9 protein-coding genes and 1 pseudogene are annotated in these 14,773 nt (G+C 72.2%); 3 read left to right on the top strand and 7 right to left on the bottom strand.

Annotated features, from left to right (window positions below; translation table 11 throughout):
* Nucleotides 1-31: 31 nt before the first annotated feature.
* The gene (gene uvrA / locus KVS67_RS01340) at nucleotides 32-3,016 is read right to left on the bottom strand and encodes an excinuclease ABC subunit UvrA (protein ID WP_063189254.1); all 2,985 of its coding nucleotides are present in this window, start codon (nucleotides 3,014-3,016) and stop codon (nucleotides 32-34) included.
* A gap of 114 nt (nucleotides 3,017-3,130) precedes the next feature.
* Here uvrA and KVS67_RS01345 point away from each other — a divergent pair, with 114 nt between their 5' ends.
* Nucleotides 3,131-3,811: an MBL fold metallo-hydrolase gene (locus KVS67_RS01345; RefSeq protein WP_036315309.1), complete on the top strand. Its 681-nt coding sequence runs from the start codon at nucleotides 3,131-3,133 to the stop codon at nucleotides 3,809-3,811.
* A gap of 30 nt (nucleotides 3,812-3,841) precedes the next feature.
* On the opposite strand, the gene KVS67_RS01350 is transcribed toward KVS67_RS01345, so the two are convergent.
* Entirely contained in the window at nucleotides 3,842-4,765 is a 924-nt protein-coding gene (locus KVS67_RS01350) for a methyltransferase domain-containing protein (RefSeq protein WP_159833129.1), read from the bottom strand.
* A gap of 42 nt (nucleotides 4,766-4,807) precedes the next feature.
* Between KVS67_RS01350 and KVS67_RS01355 the strand changes: the two genes are divergently transcribed.
* The gene (locus KVS67_RS01355; protein ID WP_217564712.1) at nucleotides 4,808-7,441 is read left to right on the top strand and encodes an RNA helicase; all 2,634 of its coding nucleotides are present in this window, start codon (nucleotides 4,808-4,810) and stop codon (nucleotides 7,439-7,441) included.
* A 32-nt stretch (nucleotides 7,442-7,473) separates the two neighbouring features.
* Entirely contained in the window at nucleotides 7,474-8,940 is a 1,467-nt protein-coding gene (locus tag KVS67_RS01360; RefSeq protein WP_063189259.1) for an alpha/beta fold hydrolase, read from the top strand.
* A gap of 52 nt (nucleotides 8,941-8,992) precedes the next feature.
* Here KVS67_RS01360 and KVS67_RS01365 read toward each other — a convergent pair whose 3' ends face one another.
* The 5 genes and pseudogenes from KVS67_RS01365 to uvrB form a co-directional block, all read right to left on the bottom strand.
* Nucleotides 8,993-10,252 carry a TerC family protein gene (locus KVS67_RS01365; protein ID WP_217564713.1) on the bottom strand — a complete coding sequence of 420 codons (1,260 nt, stop codon included), beginning with the start codon at nucleotides 10,250-10,252 and terminating at the stop codon, nucleotides 8,993-8,995.
* Nucleotides 10,253-10,268: 16 nt separating this feature from the next.
* A pseudogene (locus tag KVS67_RS01370) lies at nucleotides 10,269-11,108 on the bottom strand (TerC/Alx family metal homeostasis membrane protein); the annotation flags it as partial.
* Nucleotides 11,109-11,157: 49 nt separating this feature from the next.
* Entirely contained in the window at nucleotides 11,158-11,922 is a 765-nt protein-coding gene (locus KVS67_RS01375) for a hypothetical protein (protein ID WP_217564714.1), read from the bottom strand.
* Complete coding sequence (locus KVS67_RS01380) at nucleotides 11,919-12,557, bottom strand: SatD family protein (RefSeq protein WP_036315325.1); 639 nt, start codon at nucleotides 12,555-12,557, stop codon at nucleotides 11,919-11,921. Before KVS67_RS01380 ends, KVS67_RS01375 begins: the two co-directional genes overlap by 4 nt.
* Nucleotides 12,558-12,634: 77 nt before the next feature.
* The gene (gene uvrB / locus KVS67_RS01385) at nucleotides 12,635-14,764 is read right to left on the bottom strand and encodes an excinuclease ABC subunit UvrB (protein ID WP_036315328.1); all 2,130 of its coding nucleotides are present in this window, start codon (nucleotides 14,762-14,764) and stop codon (nucleotides 12,635-12,637) included.
* Nucleotides 14,765-14,773: the final 9 nt, after the last annotated feature.

The following is a 14,773-nucleotide window of genomic DNA, read 5'->3' on the forward strand; positions in this document are numbered from 1 at the left end:
TCGTCCGCGTCCTGCGTGGGCGGGGTCCATGCTACGCGAGCAGTTCCGCGAGGAACCGGCCCGTGTGGCTCTCCGCGACGTGTGCGACCTCCTCCGGCGTGCCCGCGGCCACGATCGTGCCGCCCCCGGAGCCGCCCTCGGGGCCGAGGTCGATCACGTGGTCGGCACTCTTGATGACGTCGAGGTTGTGCTCGATGGTGAGCACCGTGTTGCCCTTGTCCACGAGGGACTGGAGCACGTGCAGGAGCTTGCGGATGTCGTCGAAGTGCAGCCCCGTGGTCGGCTCGTCCAGCACGTAGATGGTGCGGCCGTTGGAGCGCTTCTGGAGCTCGGCCGCCAGCTTCACGCGCTGGGCCTCGCCGCCCGAGAGCGTGGTGGCGGGCTGGCCCAGGCGGACGTAGCCCAGACCGACGTCGACGAGCGTGTCCAGGTACCGCGAGATGCGGGTGTACGCGCTGAAGAAGTCCGCGGCCTCCTCGATCGGCATGTCGAGGACCTCGGCGATGTTCTTGCCCTTGTAGGTGACCTCGAGCGTCTCCCGGTTGTACCGGGCCCCGTGGCACACCTCGCACGGCACGTAGACGTCCGGCAGGAAGTTCATCTCGATCTTCAGCGTGCCGTCCCCCGCGCACGCCTCGCAGCGCCCGCCCTTGATGTTGAAGGAGAACCGGCCCTGCTGGTAGCCCCGGACCTTCGCCTCGGGGGTCTCCGCGAAGAGCTTGCGGATCGCGTCGAACACGCCCGTGTAGGTGGCGGGGTTGGAGCGCGGCGTGCGCCCGATGGGGCTCTGGTCCACGTGGACCACCTTGTCCAGGTGCTCGAGCCCCTCCACGGACCGGTGCCGGCCGGGCACGAGCTTGGCGCCGTTGAGCCGGTTGGCCAGGACCTTGTAGAGGATCTCGTTGATCAGCGTGGACTTGCCCGAGCCGGACACGCCCGTCACGGCCGTGAGGACCCCGAGCGGGACCTCCACCGAGACGTCCTTCAGGTTGTTCTCCTGGGCGCCGCGGACCGTCAGCACGCGCCCCTTCTCCGGGACGCGACGCCGCTCCGGCACCGCGATGGAGCGGCGCCCGGAGAGGTAGTCGCCGGTGACGGACCGCGTGTTCGCCTTGAGATCCGCCAGGGAGCCCGAGTGCACGACCTCGCCGCCGTGCTCGCCCGCGCGAGGACCGATGTCCACGATCCAGTCCGCCTCGGCGATCGTGTCCTCGTCGTGCTCGACGACGATGAGGGTGTTGCCGAGGTCCCGCAGGCGCAGGAGGGTCTCGATGAGGCGGCGGTTGTCCCGCTGGTGCAGGCCGATGGACGGCTCGTCGAGCACGTAGAGGACGCCGACCAGCCCGGAACCGATCTGCGTGGCCAGGCGGATGCGCTGGGCCTCGCCTCCAGAGAGGGTGCCGGCCGGCCGCTCCAGGTTGAGGTACTCGAGGCCGACGTCCAGCAGGAACGCCAGCCGGGCCAGGATCTCCTTGAGCACCTGGTCCGCGATCTGCCGCTCGCGGTCCGTCAGCCGCAGCCCCGAGAAGAACTCCATGGCCTCCCGCATGGGCAGGCGGGTGGCGTCCGCGATGGACAGGCCGCCCACGAGCACGTTCAGGACCGTGGGGTTGAGGCGAGCCCCGTGGCACGCCGGGCACGGGATCTCCCGCATGAACGACTCGTAGCGCTCGCGGGCGCCGTCCGACTCGGTCTCCCCGTGCTTGCGCATCACGTAGGGGATGACGCCCTCGAAGCCCGTGGTGTAGCGGCGCTCGCGGCCGAACCGGTTGCGGAACGTCACCTCCACCTTGAAGTCCTTGCCGTTCAGGACGGCGTCGCGCTCCGCCTCCGTCAGGTCCTTCCACGGGGTGTCCAGGGAGAAGCCCATCTCCTTGCCCAGCCCGCCGAGCACGCGCAGCCAGTAGTCCGAGGTGGACTTGCCGAGCGACCACGGCACGACGGCGCCCTCGCGCAGGGACAGCTCGTCGTTGGCGACGACGAGGTCCGGGTCCACCTGCAGGCGGGAGCCGATGCCGGTGCACTCGGGGCACGCGCCGAACGGGTTGTTGAAGGAGAACGAGCGCGGCTCGATCTCGTCCACGGTCTGCTCGTGCCCGTTGGGGCAGGAGAGCTTCTCGGAGAACGAGCGGTACCGGGGGTTGCCCTCGGCGTCCCGCCCGCCGAACTCCGCGGTGTTCTTCCTGCCCTTCTCGGCGACCGGCTCCACGTCCACGAACTCGGCGACGACGAGGCCGTCCGCCAGCTTCAGGGCGGTCTCCACCGAGTCGGTGAGGCGCTGGCGGATGCCCTCCTTCATGGCCAGGCGGTCCACGACGACGGCGATGGTGTGCTTGACCTGCTTCTTCAGCACGGGCGGGTCCGAGAGCTGGACGGTCTCCCCGTCCACGACGGCGCGGGCGAAGCCCTGCGTGGACAGGTCCTTGAACAGGTCCACGAACTCGCCCTTGCGGCCGCGGACCACGGGCGCGAGCACCTGGAAGCGGGTGCGCTCGGGCAGCTCCTCGAGCTGGTCCACGATCTGCTGCGGGGTCTGCCGGCTCACCGGCTCGCCGCACTGCGGGCAGTGCGGCACCCCGACACGCGCCCAGAGCAGGCGCATGTAGTCGTAGATCTCGGTGATGGTCCCCACCGTGGAGCGCGGGTTGCGGTTGGTCGACTTCTGGTCGATGGACACGGCCGGGGACAGGCCCTCGATGAAGTCCACGTCCGGCTTGTCCACCCGGCCCAGGAACATGCGGGCGTAGGAGGAGAGCGACTCGACGTAGCGTCGCTGGCCCTCGGCGAAGATCGTGTCGAAGGCCAGGGAGGACTTGCCCGAGCCGGACAGACCCGTGAACACGACCATGGCGTCCCGCGGGAAGCTGACGTCCACGTCCTTCAGGTTGTGCTCGCGGGCGCCCTGGACGACGATGCGGTCCCGCTCGCCCGAGCGCGCGCCGCCGGGGCCGGAGGCGAGGCCGCCGGGGTGGGCCTCGACGGCGGAGGAGACGGTGGTGGAGGAGTTCTTGGGCACGCGGCCAGCATAGGGGCGGGTACGGACACGACACCGGGGTCTCGCCTGTGGGCGAACCCACCGCGGGCCGGGCCCGCCCTGGCGCCTCACCGCCCCGTCCGTACACTGTTGCGCATGCCCGAGACCGCCCGGAACCGCCTCCTGCACGATCTGCCCGCCGTCACGGTGCGCACCTGCTCCGTGTCGGAGATGGACAACAACGTGTACCTGCTCACCTCCAAGACCACGGGGGCGCAGGTGCTGATCGACGCCGCCGCCGAGGCCGAGGCCATCCGCGACCTCATCGCCTCGGCCGCGGACGACACCCCGTGCGAGCCGCGCCTCGAGATGATCGTCACCACGCATCGACACTGGGACCACGTGCGCGCGTTGCCGGCGCTGGCCTCCCTGACCGGGGCCCGCACGGCGGCCGGCGAGGACGACGCCGACGCGATCGCCGAGGCCACGGGGGTCGCCCCCGACGTGCGCCTGCGCCACGGGGACACCGTGGGGGCGGACGGGCTCCGGCTCGAGGTGGTGGCCCTGCGCGGCCACACGCCCGGGTCCATCGCGCTGGTGTGCCGCCCCGAGGCGGACGAGCCGGCCGTGCTCTTCACCGGCGACTCCCTCTTCCCGGGCGGGGTGGGCAACACCGAGGGCGACGACGGCCGGTTCCGTCAGCTGTTCACGGACGTGAGCGATCGGATCTTCGACGCGTTCGACGACGACGTGGTGGTCCACCCCGGCCACGGCGCCTCCACGACCCTGGGCGCCGAGCGCCCCCACCTGCCGGAGTGGGCCGAGCGCGGCTGGTGACGGTGCGCCCGGGCGGTCCCGGGCCCAGCGTCAGGCCGGCTTCTGCCCCGCCATGAACAGGCGCCGGGCCGGGAAGATCGTGACCGGGCCGCCGTCGTCGGCCGTGACACCGGGCACCGGCGGGTACGCCTCGCGCATGGCGGCGCGGTACCGGTCCACGAACGCCTCGAGCAGCCCGGCGCCCTCGGCGGCGCCCTCCTCGGCGTCCCAGCGGGCCAGGGCCTGCAGGCTCGGTCGCAGGGCCGCGCCGGAGGTCCACCGGAACACCGGGTCCTCGCCCGTCAGCACCTGCTGGTACTCCGTCTCCCAGACGACCGGGGACCACCCCGCCTCGAGGAACAGCCGCGTGTACTCCTCGGGCGGCGCCACGGTGCGGGTCGTCGCCACCCCGTGCAGCGGCTCGGAGAAGGCCGGGTCCTCCGCCAGCGCCACGATCGCCGCATGGGAGGGCTGCTCGTAGGGCCGCGGGATCTGCGCCGCGAACCACGCCCCCGGCGTGAGGTCCCCGAGCCAGCGCCGGATCAGGCGACGGTGCGTCGGGATCCACTGGAGCATCGCGTTGGACACCACGACGTCCGTCGCCCCCGACGGGCGCCACTGCGAGGCGTCGACCGCCTCGAAGCGCAGGTTGGCGGGGGCACCCGTGCGGGCCGCCTGCTCTCGGGCCCGCTCGAGCATCGCGGGCGAGTCGTCCAGACCGATCACCTCGGCGTCCGGCCAGCGCTCGGCCAGCGTCCGGGTCAGGGTCCCCGGGCCGCAGCCCAGGTCCACCACGACGCGCGGCGCCTCGGCGCGCACGCGCCCCACCAGGTCGTGGAAGGGGCGGGCGCGGTGCTCGGCGAAGCCCTCGTACTGCGCGGGATCCCAGGTGAACCCCCCGCCCTCTCGGCCGGTCACGTCCCCCACGACGGCGTCGGTGTCCGGGTGCGGGCTCTCGGGCGCGATCTGACTCATGGCGGCACCGTATCGCGCGGAGCGGCCGATACCCTGGGGGCGATGACTTCTGCCGCCACGAACCCGCCCTCGCTGACCGACCGCATCGACGCGCTCCCGCCGACCCCGGACGCCGACGACGTCTTCGGGGCCTTCGCGGCCTGGACCGAGGACCGCGGCATCGCGCTCTACCCCGCCCAGGAGGAGGCCGCCCTCGAGCTGGTCCAGGGCCGGCACGTGATCCTGGCGACGCCCACCGGGTCCGGCAAGTCCCTGGTGGCGCTGGCCGCGCACGCCGACGCCCTGGCCCACGACGCCGTCTCCTACTACACGGCGCCGATCAAGGCGCTTGTCTCGGAGAAGTTCTTCGCGCTGGTGGACGTGTTCGGTGCGGAGAACGTGGGCATGGTCACGGGTGACTCCACCGTCAACGGTGACGCACCCATCATCTGCTGCACCGCCGAGATCCTCGCCAACCGTGCGCTGCGCGAGGGTTCGGGCATGGAGATCGGCACCGTGGTGATGGACGAGTTCCACTACTACGCGGACCCCTCCCGCGGCTGGGCCTGGCAGGTGCCCCTCCTCGAGCTGCCGCAGGCCCGGTTCCTGCTGATGTCGGCCACCCTCGGCGACACGACCCGCCTCGAGGCGGACCTGACCGAGCGCACCGGGCGCGAGGTCGCCGTCGTCGCCCACGCGGAGCGCCCCATCCCGCTGACGTTCGAGTGGTCCGAGGTGCCGCTGCAGGAGAAGGTCGAGGAGCTCGTGAGCACCCACCAGGCACCGGTGTACATCGTGCACTTCTCGCAGCTGGACGCCGTGGAGACGGCCCAGGGTCTGTCCTCGATCTCGGTGACATCCAGGGAGGAGAAGGAGGCGATCGCCGCGCGGATCGCCGGCTTCCGCTTCTCCGCGGGCTTCGGGCACACCCTGAACCGCCTCGTCCGGGCGGGCATCGGTGTGCACCACGCGGGCATGCTGCCCAAGTACCGCCGCCTCGTGGAGAAGCTGGCCCAGGACGGGCTGCTCAAGGTCATCTGCGGCACGGACACGCTCGGCGTCGGGATCAACGTGCCGATCCGCACCGTGCTGCTCACCGCGCTGTCCAAGTTCGACGGCGAGAAGACCCGCCTGCTCCAGGCCCGCGAGTTCCACCAGATCGCCGGCCGGGCGGGCCGGGCCGGCTTCGACACCTCCGGCACCGTGGTGGTCCAGGCCCCCGAGCACGTGATCGAGAACAAGGCGGCCGAGCGCAAGGCCGCGGCGAAGTTCGCGAACGTCAAGGACGAGGCCGAGCGGGCCAAGCGCATGAAGCAGTCCGTGAAGTCCGGCAAGCGCAAGACCCCGCCGGCCGGCTTCGTCTCGTGGGGGCCGGCGACGTTCGAGCGCCTCGTCTCCGCCGAGCCGGAGCCGCTGGTCTCCCGCATGCGGATCACGCACTCGATGCTGCTGAACATCCTCGACCGGCCCGGCGACCCGGTCATCGCGGTCCGGCGCCTGCTGCGCGGCACCCACGAGACCCCGGCCCGCCAGGCGGTGCTCATGCGCCGCGCGCTCGGGATCTTCCGGGAGCTGCTGGCCACGGGCGTCGTCGAGCGTCTGCCCGAGCCGGACGCCGAGGGCCGCACCGTGGACCTCACGGTGGACCTGCAGCCGGACTTCGCGCTCAACCAGCCGCTCTCCCCCTTCGCCCTCGCCGCGCTCGACCTGCTGGACCCGGCCGATCCCGACCACGCGCTCGACGTCGTCTCCGTGATTGAGGCGACCCTCGACCCGCCGCGCCAGGTGCTCTCCGCCCAGGTCAAGCACGCCAAGGGCGAGGCCGTGGCCGCCATGAAGGCCGAGGGCATGGACTACAACGACCGCATGCGGGCCCTCGACGAGATCACCCACCCGCGGCCGCTGGCCGAGCTCCTCGAGCAGCAGTTCGAGCTCTACCGGCAGGACGCCCCGTGGCTCGCGGAGTTCGAGCTGACCCCCAAGTCCGTGGTGCGCGACATGTTCGAGCGGGCCATGGGCTTCGGCGACTACGTGCGGTTCTACGGGATCGCCCGGTCCGAGGGCGTGCTGCTGCGCTACCTCACGGACGCGGTCAAGGCGCTGCGCCACACGGTGCCCGAGGCGGCCCGCACCGAGGATCTCCAGGTGCTGCTGGACTGGCTCGACGAGATGGTGAAGCAGACCGACTCGTCCCTCCTGGAGGAGTGGGAGGACCTGGTGGCCGGGGACATCGACGAGCTGCGCCGGGACATGGAGGCGCTCGAGCCGCCGGCGCCGCCTCGCCTGACGGACAACGAGCCCGTGTTCCGGGTGATGGTCCGCAACGCGATGTTCCAGCGGGTGCGCCTGTTCGGCGACGAGCGGGACGAGGCGCTCGCGCGCCTGTCCGGCGAGCTGTCCGCCGACGACTGGGCCGACGCCCTCGACGCCTACTTCGACGACCACGAGGACATCGACGACGGCCCCGCCGCGCGCGGCCCCGAGCTGTTCCGCGTGGCCGCGGCCCCCGACGTCGCCGCCCCGCTGGAGCTGGCCGGCCCGCGCTGGTGGGCGGTGCGGCAGGTCCTGAAGGACCCGGACGGGGACCTGGACCACGGGATCAACGCCGTGGTCGACCTGGACGCCTCCGACGAGGCGGGCCATCCCGTGATCCGGGTGGTCTCCGTGGGCGCGCCCGAGTCCGGGTGGGGCCTGTGAGCGCCGGGGACGCTCGGGCGGCAGGACGGCCCGTGGCGGGCGACCCGCGCGGCTTCGCTCCCCTCGAGCCGGCCCGCCACCGCGTGGGCGAGCGCACCGAGCTCTACGACGGCACCGTCACGGTGGACCACTGGTTCTCGGTGCCGATCGACCACGCGCTGGGCCTCGCCGAGGCCGAGGCGCAGGACGCGGCGGGCACCGGCGTCGGGCCGCACGGGCGCGGCACGCTGACCGTCTTCGCCCGCGAGATCCGGGCGAAGGACGACCCCGAGGGCGAGCGCCCCTGGGCCCTGTACCTCCAGGGTGGCCCCGGCAGTGCCGGGCCCCGCCCGGCGCGCCTGAGCGGCTGGCTCGGCGCGCTGGCCGAGAGCCACCGCGTGCTGCTGCTGGACCAGCGCGGCACGGGGCGTTCGACCCCGGCCACTGTGGCGACCCTGACCGCCCCGGGCGCCTTCGCCACGGACGAGGCGCGCGCCGAGCACCTGGTGCACCTGCGGGCGCCCTCGATCGTGCGGGACGCCGAGATGCTGCGCCTCGCCCTCGGCGCCGGGCCGTGGACCACACTGGGCCAGAGCTTCGGCGGGTTCTGCACGCTGAGCTATCTCTCCTTCCACCCGGAGGGCCTGCAGCGCAGCCTGGTGACCGGCGGCCTCGCCCCGCTCACCGGCCACGCCGACCGGGTCTACCGGGCCACCTACGCCCGGATGCGCGCCCGCACCGAGGAGTTCTTCGACCGGCACCCGGCCGACCGCGACGCGTGGTCGGAGGCCGTGGGGCTGATCCGCGCCGCCGAGGCCGCGGGCGCCCCGATCCCCCTGCCCGGCGGCGGGCCGCTCACCGTGGGACGGGCCCAGGGTCTGGGCATGCTGCTGGGCGGCAACACCCGCGTGGACCGCCTGCACTGGGTCCTCGCCGAGGCCGTGGACCGCACCGGACCCGCGCCGCGCCTGTCCGAGACGTTCCTGGCCGCCGTCGCCGACCAGGACGACCGCCTCGTCAACCCGCTCTACACCGTGCTGCACGAGGCGATCTACGCGCAGCCGGCGGACCTGGCCGGCGGCCGGGCGGACACCGGCTGGTCGGCGTCCCGGATGCTCGCTGAGCACCCGGACTTCGACCCGGAGGCGACCACGGTCCCGCTGCCCACGGGCGAACACGTCATGCCCTGGTCCGTCGAGGTCGACCCCCGGCTGCGGCCCCTGGCCGGCACGGCGCGGCTGCTCGCCGAGCGCACGCAGTGGGGCCCGCTCTACGACGTGGCTGCCCTGGCGCAGAACACCGTCCCCGTGGCCGCCGCCGTCTACGCCGACGACGTGTACGTGGACCGGGACCTCTCGCTCGAGACCGCGCGGCGCGTCCGCGGCCTGCAGGTGTGGGAGACCGACGCCTTCCACCACGACGGCATCGCCGACGACGGACCGGCGATCCTCGAGCGGCTCCTGGCGATGACCGCGCCGGACGGCGCCGGGACGACGACGGCCCCCGACCCGGTCGACTGACCGGCCCGGGGGCCCGGGCGCCGGCGGAGGGCTCCCCGGCGCCGTGATCGGCTCAGACGGTGGGCCCGTCCTGCCGCACGATCTGCTCGGAGACCCCGCGCGCGTCGTCGTCACGGGGATCGGCGAGCCGGGTCTCGTGGGCCGTGCGGATGATGGCCGACCACGCGTCCTTGTGCTCGAGCAGCTGGTCGCGCCAGCGCTGGTCCACGGCCTCGGCCCCGGCCGTCCAGCGATCCATCAAGGCGGCGGCGCGCTCGCGCTCGGCCGGGTCGGCGTCCTCGGGCAGCTTCGAGTACCGGTACGAGTACTTCTCGGCGTTCTGCAGCGCCCGCAGGGCCTGGCCCTTCGGCGAGGCCAGGGAGATCGCCACGGTGATCGCCAGGATCACGACGACGACCACGAGGGACAGCGTCGTGGAGATCTCGACGACGGGCACGTTCTCGCCGCCGTTGATGAACGGCAGGTTGTTCTCGTGCAGGGCGTGCAGGATCAGCTTCACGCCGATGAACGCCAGCAGCGCGGAGAGCCCGTAGGCCAGGTAGACGAGGCGGTCGAGCAGGCCGTCGATCAGGAAGTACAGCTGGCGCAGGCCCATGAGCGAGAACGCCGTGGCGGTGAAGACGATGTACGCCTCCTGGGTCACGCCGAAGATCGCGGGGATGGAGTCGAAGGCGAAGAGGATGTCCGTGGCGCCGATCGCGATCATCACGAGGAGCATCGGCGTCATGAGGCGCTTGCCGTCCACCGTCGTGAAGAGGCGGTCGCCGTCGAACTGCTCGGAGGCGGGCAGGAACCGCTTGACGAGGCGGACCATCACGTTGTCCGCCTCGTCCTGGGCGCCCTCGGCGTCGCCGGACATCTCGCCCTTGAGCTGGCCGCCGGCGATGATCAGCAGGAACAGGCCGAAGAGGTAGAACACGTCCGACCACGCGGCGATGACGGCGGCGCCCAGCAGGATGAACAGGGTGCGCGAGATCAGCGCGAACGTGATGCCGAACAGCAGCACCTTCTGCTGGTACTCGCGCGGCACCCGAAAGCTGGCCATGATGACCAGGAAGACGAACAGGTTGTCGACGCTGAGCGCCTTCTCCAGCAGGTAGCCGGTGTAGTACTCGACCGCGTGCTGGGTGTCGCCGAAGGCGAAGAACACGAGGCCGAAGACGAGCGCGAGGCCGACGTAGACGCCGGACCAGATCGCGGCCTCCCGGATCGACGGCGTGTGCGCCTTGCGGACATGGGCGAAGTAGTCGAACGCGAGGAGCCCGACGATCAGCGCGATCGTCAGGCCCCAGGTCAGGCCGTTGATTTCCACGGGTCACCTCTCGGCGTCAGGGGTCAGGACGGTGCCGCAAGTCTCTCCGCCCGCCGCGGCCGCGGCCCGGGCCCCTGTGTCCGGCCGGCGGCGCGCTCTCGGCGGCCGCGGCGTGCTGACGTCCACAGTGTTCGGGATACTCCCCTACGTCGCCGGTCAGTCTACCCGGTCGCACGACGACGCCCCGACCCGCGGCGGGCGGAGCGGGGCGTCGTCGGGCCCGCTGGTGCGGGCCCATGAGGGCGAAGATATTGGCGGTCAGGACGATGAACCAGTTCTGGGTGAGGCCGAAGATCGCCGGGATGGAGTCCACCGCGAACATCACGTCCGTCAGGCCGATCGTGATGAACACGACCACCATGGGGGTGAACATGCGCCGGCCGTCCACGGTGGTGCGCAGTCGGTTGCCGTCGTAGTCCGGCGCCACGTTGAGGCGGCGGGTCAGGCGGGCCACGACGCCCGGCTCGGACTCCTCGTCCCCGCCGTCGTCCTTGAGCTGCTGCCAGGCGGTCCAGAGCAGGAAGGCGCCGAAGATGTAGAACTCCCACGTCAGGTGCTCGATGGCGACGGCGCCGACCGCGATGAACACCGCGCGGGCGATCAGCGCGATGATGATGCCCACCATCAGCACCTCCTGCTGGTAGCGGCGGGGCACCTGGAACTTGGCCATGATGATGAGGAACACGAACAGGTTGTCCACGCTGAGGCTGTACTCGGTGACCCAGCCGGCGAGGAACTCGGTGCCGTGCTGCGCATCGCCCAGGGCGAAGAGCAGCCCCGCGAAGACCAGCGCCAGCGCCACGTAGAACCCGATCCACAGGCCGGCCTCCTTCATGGAGGGCTCGTGGGGGCCGCGCCAGTCTAGACGGGTGCGGCCCCGCGCGCGGATGCGGGTGGGCCCGGTCTCAGGCTGCGCCGGGGGCGGTCAAGCCGAGGGCGAGCCAGACGACGACGGCGCCGGCGGCGGCCAGGCCCCAACTGGCGAGGGAGCCGATGAGGAACTCCTCCGCGCGCGAGCCGGCGCCGCGGTCCGCCGAGATCTCCGGGAAGCGCACGATGCCCTTGGCCGCCATCAGGGCCGCGATCACCGGATAGGCCTGCGCGAGCCCCAGGACGACCATGAGCAGTCGCTCCATGGGCCCGATGTAGCGACCGCCGCGCAGGCCGTCGGCCGCGGGGTCCGTGGGCGCGGCGGACGGCACGGTCGTGGGCTCCGCCGCGGGGTCCTCCGCCTCCTCGTCGCCTCCGTCGGCGGGCCGGCCCGCCAGGGCGAGGACCGCGCGGGTGACCCGGTTGCCGGTCTCGGTCAGGGCCAGCGCCACCGCCAACAGCGTGAGGGCCGGGGGCGCGGAGCGCAGGCCCGCGGGCGCCAGGGTCGACTCGAGCACGGCCACCAGGCCGACCGCGGCCGCCACCGCGACCACCCCGAGCGGCCGGTCCGGGTGCAGCCACGTCCAGCCCATCAGCAGGCCGAGGGCCACCAGGCCGCCGCCCACCGCGACGGAGATGCCGGTCGGCGCCAGGACGGCCACCAGCACCGCGGCGAGGACGGCGGCCACCGCCGCGCCGGCCCGGGCCAGCCACCGCCGCCGGGGGGTGGGCCAGGCGCCGGGCAGGACGGCGTCGAGCAGGTCGTGCAGCCCCAGCGCGAGCAGGGCGAGGGCGGTCACGGCGCGACCTCCGTCGCCGCGGCGGCGAGCTCGGCGTCCAGCTCGAGCAGCCGGTCGATCCCGGACCGCGCGACGGCCTGTGACACCGCGGACTGCGTGATCCGCTCCGCCCGTGCCGCCTCCGCCTGGGTCGCCCCGCCCAGCAGGGCGGCGGCGATTCGGCGTTCGCGGGCCTTGAGTCGGCCGAGGACATGGTCGCGCAGCAGGACGAGCCCGTCCACGGCGGCGGTGAGGGACGGGTCCGCGGCGCGGAAGGCGGTCGCGGCTCCGACAGCCCGCTCATGCGCGCGCTCGACGGCCTCGCGGGCCCGATACCAGGCCGGTCCGTCCTCGATGCCGTCTCCGCCGGCGTCCAGGGCCCGCCGCTGCCCCAGGCCGATCCCGAAGCGCAGGTCCAGGCCCGGGGGCAGGGCGAGCGTGACGCGGACGGTCAGCCGGAGCGCGTCCGGCCAGGTGCGGTGCAGCGCCTGGAACTCGTCGCCGACGCTGGCCCAGGCGGGACGCAGCGGCGGGACGTCCTGTTCCGCGGCCGCGAAGGCGGCCAGGATCTGCTCCTGCGCGCGGTCCCGGTCCGGGAGGGCGCGGGAGCCGACGATGTCCGCGATCACGGCCGCGACCGGGGGTGCTGCGCTCATGGCGTCACACTATCACTGATATGAAGATATTCATCAGTGTTTTCATAACACCCCGGGGCGCGGAACGCGCCGGGCGGTCACTGCTCCCGCTTCATCTGCCGCAGCTCCTTCTTGAGCTCGCCGACCTCATCGCGCAGGCGGGCCGCGAGCTCGAACTGCAGGTCCGCCGCCGCCTGGTGCATCTGCTGCGACATCTGCTCGATCAGATCGGCCAGGTCCTTGGCGGGCAGCGACGCCGGGTCCACCGCCGGGGCCTCGGCACCCTCCCCCGTGGCCGGGGCCCGGTCCAGTGAGCTGAGGCCGCGGTGGCCCATGCCGAAGTCGAACCCGGACTTCACGCCCCCCATGCCCTTGAGGAAGTCGGCGGTGTCCGCGTCCTCCCGGGCCAGCTGGTCCGTGATGTCCGCGATGCGCTTGCGCAGCGGCTGGGGGTCGATCCCGTGCTCCTCGTTGTACGCGATCTGCACGGCCCGGCGCCGCTCGGTCTCGTCGATCGCCCGCCGCATGGAGTCCGTGACGTTGTCGGCGTACATGTGGACCTCGCCGGAGACGTTGCGGGCGGCGCGGCCGATGGTCTGGATGAGGGAGGTGGTGGAGCGCAGGAAGCCCTCCTTGTCCGCGTCCAGGATCGCCACGAGCGAGACCTCGGGCAGGTCCAGGCCCTCGCGCAGCAGGTTGATGCCCACCAGCACGTCGAAGGTGCCCTTGCGCAGCTCCCGCAGCAGCTCCACGCGGCGCAGCGTGTCCACATCCGAGTGGAGGTACTCGACCTTCACCCCCGCCTCGAGCAGGTAGTCCGTGAGGTCCTCGGCCATGCGCTTGGTCAGCGTGGTCACCAGGACGCGCTCGTCCTTGGCCGTGCGCACCCGGATCTGCTCGAGCAGGTCGTCGATCTGGCCCTCGGTCGGCTTGACCACCACCTGCGGGTCCACCAGCCCGGTGGGCCGGATGATCTGCTCGACGTAGCCGTCCGCCTGGCCGAGCTCGTAGGCGCCCGGCGTCGCGGAGAGGTACACGGTCTGCCCGATCCGTTCGAGGAACTCATCCCACTTCAGCGGGCGGTTGTCCATGGCCGAGGGCAGGCGGAAGCCGTGCTCCACGAGGGTGCGCTTGCGGGACATGTCCCCCTCGTACATCGCGCCGATCTGCGGGATGGTCACGTGGGACTCGTCCACCACGAGCAGGAAGTCGTCCGGGAAGTAGTCCAGCAGGCAGTGCGGGGCGGAGCCGGCGGGACGGCCGTCGATGTGGCGCGAGTAGTTCTCGATGCCGTTGCAGTAGCCCATCTGCTGCATCATCTCGAGGTCGTACGTGGTGCGCATGCGCAGCCGCTGCGCCTCGAGGAGCCTGTCCTGGGACTCCAGCTCCTGCAGCCGCTCCCGCAGCTCGTCCTCGATGGTGGTGATCGCCCGGCCCATGCGCTCGTCGCCGGCCACGTAGTGCGAGGCCGGGAAGATGTACATCTCCTCCTCCTCGCGCACCACCTGGCCGGTGAGCGGGTGCAGGGTCTGGATGGACTCGATCTCGTCCCCGAAGAACTCGATGCGCACCGCGAGCTCCTCGTACATGGGGATGATCTCCACGGTGTCCCCCCGCACCCGGAAGGTGCCGCGGTGGAAGTCGACGTCGTTGCGCACGTACTGCATCTGCACGAACCGCCGCAGGAGCACGTCCCGGTCCATCTCCGCACCGCGGCGCAGGGTGACCATCTGCTCGATGTACTCCTCGGGCGTGCCGAGGCCGTAGATGCAGGAGACGGTGGCCACCACGATCACGTCCCGCCGGGTCAGCAGCGCGTTCGTGGCCGAGTGGCGCAGCCGCTCGACCTCCTCGTTGATGGAGGAGTCCTTCTCGATGAAGGTGTCCGTCTGCGGGACGTACGCCTCGGGCTGGTAGTAGTCGTAGTAGGAGACGAAGTACTCGACCGCGTTGTTGGGCAGCAGCTCCCGGAACTCGTTGGCCAGCTGCGCCGCGAGCGTCTTGTTCTGCACCATCACCAGCGTGGGCCGCTGGAGGCGCTCGACGAGCCACGCCGTCGTCGCCGACTTGCCCGTGCCGGTGGCGCCCATCAGGACGACGTCCTTCTCCCCCGCCTCCACGCGCTCGGCGAGCTCGGCGATGGCCTTCGGCTGGTCACCGGAGGGCTGGTAGGGGGAGATGACCTCGAACGGGGCGACGACGCGGTTGATCTTCTGGGCCAGGCTCATGGCAGAACC

This window comes from Micrococcus sp. GbtcB5, from assembly GCF_019091605.1.
Classification (GTDB): domain Bacteria; phylum Actinomycetota; class Actinomycetes; order Actinomycetales; family Micrococcaceae; genus Micrococcus; species Micrococcus luteus.